Source organism: Candidatus Hodarchaeum mangrovi (assembly GCF_975850365.1).
This window is the reverse complement of record NZ_CDLCQJ010000101.1, coordinates 52,454-63,287: the sequence shown is the minus strand read 5'-3', so window position 1 is coordinate 63,287 and position 10,834 is coordinate 52,454. Positions and strand designations below refer to the sequence as shown.

Annotated in this window: 12 protein-coding genes; 7 read left to right on the top strand and 5 right to left on the bottom strand. The window is 32.6% G+C overall.

Annotation, left to right across the window (positions count from 1 at the left end; genetic code table 11):
- The 3 genes from ACWVCY_RS10480 to ACWVCY_RS10470 all read left to right on the top strand — a co-directional run.
- A partial coding sequence (locus ACWVCY_RS10480; protein ID WP_455142769.1) for a hypothetical protein occupies positions 1 to 264 on the top strand: 264 nt, incomplete at its 5' end.
- Between the two features lie 162 nt (positions 265 to 426).
- Positions 427 to 570: a hypothetical protein gene (locus ACWVCY_RS10475; RefSeq protein ID WP_455142768.1), complete on the top strand. Its 144-nt coding sequence runs from the start codon at positions 427 to 429 to the stop codon at positions 568 to 570.
- A gap of 187 nt (positions 571 to 757) precedes the next feature.
- Positions 758 to 1,876, top strand: coding sequence for an MBL fold metallo-hydrolase (locus ACWVCY_RS10470; RefSeq protein WP_455142767.1), 1,119 nt, complete (start codon positions 758 to 760; stop codon positions 1,874 to 1,876).
- Here ACWVCY_RS10470 and ACWVCY_RS10465 read toward each other — a convergent pair.
- The gene (locus ACWVCY_RS10465) at positions 1,873 to 2,475 is read right to left on the bottom strand and encodes a thymidine kinase (protein WP_455142766.1); all 603 of its coding nucleotides are present in this window, start codon (positions 2,473 to 2,475) and stop codon (positions 1,873 to 1,875) included. The two genes, ACWVCY_RS10470 and ACWVCY_RS10465, sit on opposite strands and share 4 nt — an antisense overlap.
- Before the next feature lie 31 nt (positions 2,476 to 2,506).
- Positions 2,507 to 3,214 carry a class I SAM-dependent methyltransferase gene (locus ACWVCY_RS10460; protein ID WP_455142765.1) on the bottom strand — a complete coding sequence of 236 codons (708 nt, stop codon included), beginning with the start codon at positions 3,212 to 3,214 and terminating at the stop codon, positions 2,507 to 2,509.
- A 192-nt stretch (positions 3,215 to 3,406) separates the two neighbouring features.
- Here ACWVCY_RS10460 and ACWVCY_RS10455 point away from each other — a divergent pair, with 192 nt between their 5' ends.
- The 4 genes from ACWVCY_RS10455 (at position 3,407) to ACWVCY_RS10440 (ending at position 6,875) form a co-directional block, all read left to right on the top strand.
- Entirely contained in the window at positions 3,407 to 4,561 is a 1,155-nt protein-coding gene (locus ACWVCY_RS10455; protein WP_455142764.1) for a putative DNA modification/repair radical SAM protein, read from the top strand.
- Between the two features lie 24 nt (positions 4,562 to 4,585).
- Positions 4,586 to 5,197: a DUF4130 domain-containing protein gene (locus tag ACWVCY_RS10450; RefSeq protein WP_455142763.1), complete on the top strand. Its 612-nt coding sequence runs from the start codon at positions 4,586 to 4,588 to the stop codon at positions 5,195 to 5,197.
- 91 nt (positions 5,198 to 5,288) lie between these two features.
- Positions 5,289 to 5,558 (top strand): TIGR04076 family protein, encoded by a 270-nt coding sequence (locus ACWVCY_RS10445; RefSeq protein WP_455142762.1) that lies wholly within the window; start codon positions 5,289 to 5,291, stop codon positions 5,556 to 5,558.
- A 684-nt stretch (positions 5,559 to 6,242) separates the two neighbouring features.
- Complete coding sequence (locus ACWVCY_RS10440; protein WP_455142761.1) at positions 6,243 to 6,875, top strand: hypothetical protein; 633 nt, start codon at positions 6,243 to 6,245, stop codon at positions 6,873 to 6,875.
- A gap of 22 nt (positions 6,876 to 6,897) precedes the next feature.
- On the opposite strand, the gene ACWVCY_RS10435 is transcribed toward ACWVCY_RS10440, so the two are convergent.
- Genes ACWVCY_RS10435 through ACWVCY_RS10425 form a run of 3 tightly spaced genes read right to left on the bottom strand, consistent with a single transcriptional unit; the run spans position 6,898 to position 10,641 of the window.
- Positions 6,898 to 7,083: a hypothetical protein gene (locus tag ACWVCY_RS10435; protein ID WP_455142760.1), complete on the bottom strand. Its 186-nt coding sequence runs from the start codon at positions 7,081 to 7,083 to the stop codon at positions 6,898 to 6,900.
- Positions 7,084 to 7,086: 3 nt separating this feature from the next.
- The gene (locus ACWVCY_RS10430; RefSeq protein ID WP_455142758.1) at positions 7,087 to 8,937 is read right to left on the bottom strand and encodes an ABC transporter ATP-binding protein; all 1,851 of its coding nucleotides are present in this window, start codon (positions 8,935 to 8,937) and stop codon (positions 7,087 to 7,089) included.
- Positions 8,938 to 10,641, bottom strand: coding sequence for an ABC transporter ATP-binding protein (locus tag ACWVCY_RS10425; RefSeq protein ID WP_455142771.1), 1,704 nt, complete (start codon positions 10,639 to 10,641; stop codon positions 8,938 to 8,940).
- Between the last annotated feature and the right edge of the window lie 193 nt (positions 10,642 to 10,834).

The following is a 10,834-nucleotide window of genomic DNA, read 5'->3' as shown; positions in this document are numbered from 1 at the left end:
GTCTTTTTCCGACTAGAGGAAGGAGTACATTTTTCATTAGAAGAAATTAAGGAAAAATTCCTAGTAGCTGAAGATGTTTCAGAACGTCTTCTAGAAGTAGAAGATTCTTCCTATGAAAAGGACACAATAGCACCTTGGGGTGAAAAGATGAAAATTTATCAGCTTTTAGAAGAATGGTATGACCATGAGAATTATCATAGAGGCCAAATTTATTACCTAATTAATTTAAATTCAAAGGTCTCCTTTACTAGGCAGAAATCCTAAAGGAATAAATATTACAATTATAAAAGACAATTAATTTTAGGGATATCTTTTGACTTAAAGCTCTAATAACTAATGAATAGTTTTGATATTAGCTAAATTTGTTTCTCGTAGAGTTCTTTTTTAAACCGTGGTACCAAGCATCCTTAAGTAGAGAGGATTTTATTGAATCAAATTAGCGAATCTCGTGTTACAAAATTAAAATGTAGCCATTGCGGAGAAATCCAAGGAAATTGTTTTGCTGAATGTGTAAAATGTGGAAGAGTCTTGGAAACACCTACCAAGCAGTATAAGCTAAATAGGGAATGAAAAATGAAGAAATTTACTTCTGACTTCCTATATCAGTTTCCTAGTATTTTTTCTGTCAGTAATCCTATTGACTTTTTCATTTTTCTTTTAGGAACCTTGTAAAAACAGAATTTAATCCCTACAATCGTAAAAGAAAATATAAATTTTTATTATTAAAAGTCAATTTAATTAAAAAAAGTGAGTAAAATTGCCAAAATCTGAATTGAGGATTGAAATTTCCCCTAAAGTACTTTATCAACAACTACGTAATGGTTATAGGCCCCTTTTATTAGATGTACGGGGAATCCAAAAACATAAGGAGTGGACAATCTTTGATAGCCTTAATATCCCTATAATGACTCTTCTTTCGACCAAGAAGGAAGAATTACCACCTGAATTTCAAAGTCAAGAAATTATCACAGTATGTGGATCAGGGAATGATTCAAAAATAGCTGCAAAGGACCTTCAAAAGAAAGGTTTGAATGCATTATCTCTTGAAGGTGGATTAACCCTATGGAATAGTATATTTGATCATGAGGAAGTTTTGAGGAATGATGGGGTTAAAATGATACAATTTCGTCGTATCGCAAAGGGTTGTCTTTCGTACATGTTAATTGGAAAAGATGAAGCCTTGGTTATCGATCCTGCATTTAATCTTGACCCGTATTTAGAATACTCTCGTACTAATGATCTAACTATAACTAAGGTTATTGATACTCATTTGCATGCCGATCATGTGAGCGGGGCAATAAATCTTGCTGAAAAATGTGATGCTTCACTATTTCTTTCAAGTCAAGACCCATATGAATTTAAATCGATAGAATATACACCTATCAAACACAATGATAAATTTCAGTTAAATGGTACGTATTTAAAAAGTCTCCATACTCCAGGTCATACCTTTGGTTCATATTCTTTCTCTATCGATGGATATGGTATTCTATCTGGGGATACAATTTTTGCTGATGGTGTTGGTAGACCTGATCTAGCAAACAAAGCAAGAGAATTTGCCAGCGATTTATATAGGAGTATGACTTTATACAAATCTTTGTCTCAAGATATGTTTATTGCTCCAGCTCATCACGGGAAATTCACACTAGAGCACTTTAATAAACCATTACTAACTGATGTAAGAACTTTCATTCAAAATCCAATAGTTGACAAAACAGAAAACGAATTTATCGAATATGCAGTAAATCGTGTAGAAACGCTACCTCATCCACCTTCTTATCAAAAAATACGTAATATTAATGCTGGTAAGACAATTTTGGCCCCAAACCAGATCAATGACTTGGAAATCGGGCCGAATCGATGTGCGATGAATTAAGAAGAGCGAGGAACATGATGATGACGAAGACAACGTGCCTGATACTCTTCATTATATCCACCTCCTTCAATTAAAACAGTTGGACTATTGTAATCGGCAGGTTTTCCATTAATTAACCTTTGGGTTTGTGTTGCATGTCTGTTACAGCCTGGATATTCACAAATAGCTGAAAGTTTCGTGATTTCATGTGCTTGACCTACTAATGTTGGCATCGGGCCAAATGGTTCACCACGAAAATCTAACAACAGTCCTGAAGCAACAACATGAAAATCCTGTTTCAAAAGTTTATCAATCACCGTAATAATACTCATAGCAAAAAATTGTGTCTCATCAAATCCAACCATCACATTCTGTGAATCAGACACATGTCTAAAGACATTCTCAGGGTGTAATTCATCGATTCTAATGGTTTCGAGCCATCTATTAGAAATCCGACTTCGAATTACTGGATCACGTGTATTAATAGCTGGATTGAAAACTATCCCTTTAATATCACTAAATTTTAGATTTGCGAAAATTTCAATAAATTTTTCTGTTTTTCCACTCTTCATTGGGCCAAAAATAGTGTGTAGATATCCTGCTTTATAGATAAATGCCATAATATTTATTAATGAGCATAGATTTTTAAGTCTAATTTGCGGGTTTTTTTAGAAAATAATGAAAATAACCAGATCCAGCTTTTTTAATAAATGACTTTACTAATTGTGGGGGGTAAAAATATTCACAATAGATTATTTTGTCTACTTCATAACCCTGAAAAAATTCAATCAAATCCTCTTTATAAGAAAAGTAGTGAGGAACATTAGCTTCTATTCCTTCTCTCAAAATAATCGTCTGGTTATTAATTATTTCTATACCTTCGTTATCGAAAGGTTCATCTTTACTTTTTGTCTTAAGGGTTCCATAAAATATCCCCCCAGGTTTAAGAATACGTAAAACTTCAGAGAATCCTTTTATAATTTCTTTTTTAAATCCATGATAAATTACATTTAAAGCAATTACAAGATTAAATGTGTTATTTGGGTAATTTATGCTTGTAAATGCCCCTTTATGGACATCAGCTTCTAATTTTTCTTCTCTTAACCATTTATTAGTATGTGATACTGCATGTTCTGATATATCAATCCCACATACCTGAAAGCCTTGTCTTGCGAAATAGACAATATGTCTTCCTAATCCGCATCCTATATCAAGGATCTTCTTCTTTTTCTCTTTTTCTAGAATAAAAGCCAATCTCATAACCTGTCCATCAGGAATTTTCCATTCATCAATGTTTGTGACCAACTCCCAACGCCACCCTAAATTTTTATCATTTTTATTTATTGGGTGTTTACTCAAGATTAATCCTCTTATTAACGATTTAGAAATGGAATCTCGGTATTTTATTTACAAGAATTTTTATTGATTATACGTATGATTAGACTAGTAAGAAATTCAGCCTTTTTTTATTTTGAGGTAATAGAATATAGGATATAAAATGAGTTTCATGATTTCATTTAATAAAAACCTTATCTAGATGTTGGATTACATTTGGGTGAATTACAAAGAAAAATCGAAATTTTAGGTAATGCAAGCAAATTTGATATATGTGCATCCATGGCTTCCCCTAGAAACGTATTTAATGGAGATAGAATTGGAAATCCGCATCATGCTGGTATATGTCACGCTTTTAGCCCTGATGGAAGGTGTATTAGTCTTTTTAAAGTTCTTATGACAAATTATTGTCTTAATGACTGTTTTTATTGCATAAATCGGTGTTCTAAAGCCAAATTAAAAACTATGTTCACACCAGAGGAATTAGCTAAAGCTTTTATTGGGTTATATATTAGAAATTACGTTGAAGGACTTTTTCTGTCATCGGGGGTTTTAAAAAGTGTATATGAAACTACAGAGAAAATAATTGAAGCAATTGATTTAATTAGATATCAGTATAAATTCAGAGGATATATCCATATTAAGATATTACCTGGAACTGAAAAATATCAGATTAGAAGAATTATGGAAATTGCTGATAGAGTTAGTCTAAATATAGAAGTTCCCAGCGCTACAAGACTAACAGAAGTTTCAAGTACAAAAGATTACATTCTAGATATTATTAGACCTCAAAAGATCATTATGCAGTTGATTGAATCTGGCTTAACTCCTGCAGGCCACACAACGCAATTTATTATAGGGGCTTCAAGTGAGTCAGACAAAGAGATTTTTGAAAGACTTGTTTGGGAATATAAGCATCTTAACCTTAAGCGAGGATATTTTTCTGCTTTTACTCCAATGAAAGAAACTCCACTAGAGAAAGTTAAACTTCCCTATACAATATCAAAGCGAGAGAATTTTCTATATCGAATTGACTGGTTATTCCGAAAATATTCCTATAAAAAAGAAGAAATAATTTCTATTCTCAATGAGGATGGCATGTTACCTTTACATATCGATCCGAAACTAGCAATCGCATTTGAAGATAAAATATTTCCCTTAGATGTCAATGAAGCGAGCTATGAGGAGTTATTAAGATGCCCAGGAATAGGAGAAGTCTCCGCAAAACGGATTTGTAATTTAAGAAAAATAAATCATAAAATTAAGAGTTATAAAGATCTTTGTCAACTCGGAGTTGTTTTAAAGAGAGCAAAACCATTTTTAATTGTAAATGGAAGAAAACAAACCAATTTAAATGGATTTTTCAATTAAATCCTCTTTCTTTGGGTAAAGAATATGATAAGGAGAATTCACAAGAAGAAGGTTATCAGGGCATTAAGTCGTCATAAGGAAGTTGACGACAAATTTCTTGAAGAAGTAAAGACCTTACCAAAGGAAATTTTAGAAAATATTGGCAATCCAATTGCCAAAAAGGCCGTACGGATGAGTAGAGAGGTGGATACAGATCTTCATTCTCATAAAGCATTTTTACGATTATCTGTCTCTCCTCATGGAATTTTATATGCCTCTTCTAAAAAACTAGTCCATCATAATGAAAAACCCTTTTTATATTTTCTTAAGAAACGATTTCCACTCTTTATTATCCTTTTCGAGTCTAATAGGGGTGTTTTTATTATCGATAACTCAAATAGGATAAAAATGACAAAAAAAGAATTAAACTATGTATTAAAAGAATACGAATCACGAATGCCATTGAATCCTCTTTTGCAAAATTTAACAGATGGAAACTTTCATGAACTTTGGGAAAGTTTTGCATTATCACAACTAATACAAGGTAAAAAGGAGTCAAGTTCTATCCTTAATCTTTCTAAGAAGTGGGATACTAAAGTAACAATGAAAAGAAGTAATTCAAAACTGTTAGATGATTTTTTAGTTAATAAAAAATAGGTCATAGATATAATTATATTAAGACTGTAGATGTAAATATAAGCTCCTAATAAGAGATCACTACATATTCTTAAGCAATTGGGATTCAAAAATGACCTATAATATCAAATTAATCGTAAAAAATCAAGAAGGAACTTGCGTAGCAGGACATAAAATCGGAGACGAAGTTTTAATCTCGTTTGAAAGGAATGAGATAAGTGGGAAAATCTGTCTACACGCTCTTTACTCAATTATGCCTAAAGTATTTGCAATGGCATATGGAGCTGAATTTCCTTGGTTAGAAAATCCAGATGTAAGTACTCATGCTTGTCCTGACGCTTGGAACCCAGTGATTTATGAAGTGAGAAGAATTCGAAAGTAAGTTGTTTAAATTAGTATCTTAACCTATTATTAAGTTCTTCTTCTTACACAGTTCGATTTATAATAGGTTTTACAAAATAAAGTTGAAGCAGAAAGGAAAGGGCTAAGTTCGTCATTAGATATTCTTTTAAGATTACCAGTGTCAAAAGAAATTCATTGATTATTTTCTTCTTTCTTCCTGGAGAGAATTTTAAAAAAATAACTCAATTAGAGTCATTTATATACATCTATTTATGATGAAAAATATAACTCAATCCTTGTTTCTGAAGGTTACGATCCTGAAGAGAAAATGAGATTTTACAAACCCTTAGGAGGAGGAGTAATATTTGGAGAAAAAACTAAGAATGCCTTGGAACGTGGAATCAAAGAAGATATAGTGAAAAGATTCTTGACATAGAATATGTAGCTACCTTCGAAAGCATTTTCAGTTTCAATGGAGTGAAGAGGTATCAGATAGTTTTTGTATATATTAATAGTTCCCCTACTCATTTTTTACTATATTAATAAGTATTTTATTTTCGTTTTATCCAGTAAATAGGATATTGTCGGAAAAATTGTGTTCAAGCTTTGTTAAAAATATTGAATATAAAAATAAATAATAAAATCCAGAAAAAAATTGTTTATTAATAAGGTGAATTATGTAATAACCATGAGTCCAGTCTGTAAAAAATGTCGGAATTATGTAATGGACTTTCCCTGTCCTCATTGCGGGGCTCAGCAAGCTTTAACAGATCGTGAAGCTAATGAGATAAAGCCGATTATTCCTTTAGATCTTCAGGAATCTTTTAAAGAACCTCCACCACCAATAAAAGGTCATGAAACTTCGCCCAGTCCTCTTCTTCGTTCTTCTGAACCTCTAGAAATTCCAAAACCTCCTCCTCAATCACCAATACCTTATACTCCTCCTCCACCTAGTAAACCTCCTCCAGTAAAACCATCTTATTCATCTCCTCCACCTAGTGCTTCACAGCCAATAATTTCTAAACCCCAATCCCAAGTAATGCCAAAACAATTTCCTCCTTTGAGCATGGAACAAGAGATAGAGCAAATGCCTCCTCCAACTCCTCCTAAGCTTTCTGTTATGACTATCAAAGATGAATCAGGAATTACTGTTCCTATCGGTGACATTGAAAAGCAATTCAAATCAATAGAGGATCATCTCAAAAAAATTAATTCTCATCAGAAGAACGTTGAAAAAAAATTCAGCGAAGTTGATAAGAAAATAAAAAAGATAGAAAAATACCTGAAAATTGTTGTAGAAACAGATAAAAAACTTGAAAAAGTTTATAAAGACATCTCTAAACAATTCAAGGATTAGAAATAATATAATGAATATGTTTTCATATATCTACTATCATCATTGGCTTACCGTGATGAATTGGTAATTCCTTGATTCCACAATTAGCCCCCATCCAACAAATTAGCATTTCTTTTCCTTCATATTTCTCAATATGCATTGCTTTCCCACAATGTAATGGAATAGGTTGTGTTTCATCACATTCTTTACATTTTAACATCTGAGTCATAAATTAATCCTCCACTAGTATGTGTATTTCTTTCTGTTTTAATTTTAATTCCTCAAGAGCACCTTGGTGAGCATAATAGGTATAATATAGATCTCGGTATGCTCCTGGCTTATTGATTAGCTCTTGGTGAGTACCAGAATCAATAATCTGGCCCTTATCTAGGACTATAATTCGATCTGCTTTTAAGATAGTTGATAATCGATGCGCAATCACAATTGTTGTTCTATCTTTGAATACAATCTCCAATGCTTTTTGAATCATATGTTCAGTATATGCATCTACTGACGCTGTTGCTTCATCTAATAATAATATCTTAGGATCTTTGAGTAATATTCGTGCTAAAGAGAGTAACTGCTTTTGTCCTTGAGATAGTCCTCGTCCTCGTTCTTTTATCGGTGTATCTAATCCTTTGGGGAGCATACTGATGAAAGAGTCAGCATTGACGGTTTTAATGGCCCATTGTAGATCATTTTCAGTAGCTGATGGAGATCCAAGGAGTAAATTATCTCTAATGGTTCCAGAAAACAGGAATGGTTCTTGAAGTACATAGCCTAATTGATTTCTTAATGAATCTGCATCTAAATCTTTAAGACAAAGATTTCCATTTAAAATAATTTCCCCAGAATTGTATTCATAAAACCGGGCTAACAAAGATGTTATAGTACTTTTCCCAGCTCCTGTTTCGCCTACAATCGCTAATGTTTGACCTGATGGTATGTGAAGATTAAAGTCTTTTAGAACTGAAGTGGTTAAATTATATCCAAAATTAATGTCTTTAAACTCTATTTCACCGTTTAAAGGAGGACATATTAGATGACCTTCATTTAATTCAACTGGTACATCCATTAATGAAAAAATCCTTTCTCCAGAAGCAAATCCTCCTTGTAAAGAAGCATAAAAAGTAGATAGTGCAATCAAAGGTTGAAAAAGTTGTCGAAGATATGTGATAAATAAATAAAGAAGACCTGGAGTTAACAAAGAAGGAGTTTGGGTTATTGTAATACCTCCTCCAAATAATATAAGTGTTAATCCTATTGCAGCAATTAAATCAAATAAAGGTCCAACAGCTCTGAAAAGAGTCGCTTGTTTAATATTTACCTTAACTTTGGTGTTCTGAAGTTCTTCAAAACTTTGTAAAACGTTTTGTTCTTGACCAAAGGATTTAGTAATCTGAATTCCACTTATCTGTTCCTCAACAAAGGCATTTAATGTCGCTTCAGCTCGCATCTGGAGTAAAGAATATTGTCTGAATACTCTACGAAATACAAAAACAATCAGAAAAAGAAAAGGAAAGATCAATAACGAAAATAGTGTTAATTGCCAATCTAGAAAAAACATTGTTGTGAGAATTAACCCTGCTCGTAGAATGACTGAGCCAAGATCCATAATAGAAGTTAAGACTCCCCCGAGCTGAAATGTATCTCCACTGACTCGAGACATTATTTTTCCTGTTTTATTTGCATCAAAAAAAGCTAATTCATGTTGATTAATACGTTCAAATAATTTGCGACGAAGATCATATGTAACATTTGCCTGAAGAATTGAACTATTTATTTGAGAGAAGTAATTGAAAATCCATTCGAAAGTAAGGAGTAAGAAGTATGTAATGGAAATAAGAATGATTAAATCAAGAGATTGACTCTCCACTCCTTTGAATAGTTCATCAAATCCTATTCCCATAACTAGAGGAGCTATAATAGATGTTAGAGCTCCTAAAAGGGAAAAAGTAGTAATTAATGCCAATAATTTCTTATATTTTAGCATGTATGGAGCTAGCCGTTTTGATATTTCCTTTTCTGAATATTTTTTGTCATATTTCTCTGAGCGTAATGCTCCCATTATGTGCCAAGCCAATTAAATCTCCTCCTCTACTAATAGTTCTGTTGGAATAGCTGGAAGATCTTCAAACTGCTTGAAAATACTTGCATATTCTTCATTCCGTAGGTATAATTCGTCATGAGTACCTATATCTTCAATTTCTCCTCCTTTCATTAAAACTACTAAATCAGCTTTTCTTATTGTAGAGAGTCTATGGGTTATAATCAAGGTTGTCCGAGCATATAAAAGATTATTTATTGCGTTTTGAATTTTAACTTCCGTTTTTGAATCAACTGCGCTAGTTGAATCATCTAAAATTAAAATAGGAGGATCTATCATAAAAGCTCGAGCAAGAGCTAATCTTTGTCTTTGTCCTCCCGATAATGTGACCCCTCGCTCTCCTATAACAGTATTATATTGATTTGGTAAGGTAGAAATAAAGTCATGAATCTGTGCTAATTTAGCTACTTCAATCATTCTCTTCTCTAATTCAGGATGGAGTTTTCCACATCCATAAAGGATATTTTCTCGAATTGAAGCTGAAAAAAGAAAAATATCCTGCTCAATGACACCAATTTGTCTTCGATATTGATCAATAGGAAAATTCTTAATATTTTTACCATCAACCAAGATATCTCCTTCAACAGGGTCATAAAGCCTTTGAACAAGTTTTGAGAGGGTAGTTTTTCCACACCCAGTATGTCCAATGATAGCTACCATCTGACCAGATTGAATTTTTAAATTGATGTTTTTTAAAACATCAGGGCCTTCTGGATTATACCGAAAAGTAACATTTTTGAATTCAATATCACCATGAACTTTTTCCAAGTCTATTTTACCATCAACTAATTGTTGCTGTTTAGAAATAACTGAAAATACACGGTTTCCACCTGCAAATCCCATTGACCCTAGAAATACAGTAAATCGGATAAATTCACTAGGACCTTGAAGGAGAAGGATCAAACTATTGAATGCAATTAAAGTTCCTGGTGTAATTTCTCCTAAAAAGACTAAATAACCCCCGATAATAAAGTCGATCCCTAAAGCGATATATAAAATCAAAATTGGATAATAACGAGCTGATTTTATCCCTCGTTCAGTTAAAACTTCTCGTACAGCTTTTAAATCCTCATCATATTTTTTGAATTCTTGATTTCGATTTGATAAGGTACGTAAAACCCTAATACCTGCTAGATTTTCTTGGAGTGTTGCTTGCCATTTTGCAAATAGTTCTTGCCTTTTAATTGACACAGGGCCTAATGATTTGCCATAAGTGAACATACTAAAGAGAATAAATGGAATAAAGCCTAGAAAGATGAAAAAAAGCTGAATATTTAATGTGAACATTGCTAATAGACTAGCGAAGGTTGTAAAGATCGCCAAAGCAAACATTAGAATACTAATCAACATCCAAGATAATTGACGTGAGTCTGATGTTGCCATAGCAAGGAGTTCTCCAATCCGAGCAGAGTCATGAAAAGCCATGGATTTCGAATGAATTGACTGAAAAAATTCAACCTGAACGTCCCTCACTACCTTTTCACTGAAACGTGCATTGATGTAAGCACCAAAGGCTTGAGATACGAAATTGAAAAGATAAATGCCAAGAAAGACAAAACAAACAAGTAAAATAACATTTATTCTTCCTGAATAGATTGCTTCATCAAAATAATAGCGTAGTATTAATGGAATGATGATCCCTAAGCTTGTTCCTATAAAAAGCAGAAAATATCCTAAAATAAATAACTGTTTATGAGATAATAAATGTCCAAGTATCCATGTCAGAAAATTCCGGTAATAACGTGGATGAAGAAACGTTTTATCTATATGATGACTCTCTATCAGCTCTTGTCCACCAGATTTAATTATTATTTATCAATCTGACTAAAATAAGTTGTTTACAAAAGGGATTACTTACGAAAAAAGAAAATAA

Bases quoted from the DNA above. Each gene is read 5' to 3' on its own strand.
- ACWVCY_RS10465 (WP_455142766.1), bottom strand. From the start codon at position 2,475: ATGGCATTTATCTATAAAGCAGGATATCTACACACTATTTTTGGCCCA.
- ACWVCY_RS10450 (WP_455142763.1), top strand. From the start codon at position 4,586: ATGATAAGGAGAATTCACAAGAAGAAGGTTATCAGGGCATTAAGTCGT.
- ACWVCY_RS10445 (WP_455142762.1), top strand. From the start codon at position 5,289: ATGACCTATAATATCAAATTAATCGTAAAAAATCAAGAAGGAACTTGC.
- ACWVCY_RS10440 (WP_455142761.1), top strand. From the start codon at position 6,243: ATGGACTTTCCCTGTCCTCATTGCGGGGCTCAGCAAGCTTTAACAGAT.
- ACWVCY_RS10435 (WP_455142760.1), bottom strand. From the start codon at position 7,083: ATGACTCAGATGTTAAAATGTAAAGAATGTGATGAAACACAACCTATT.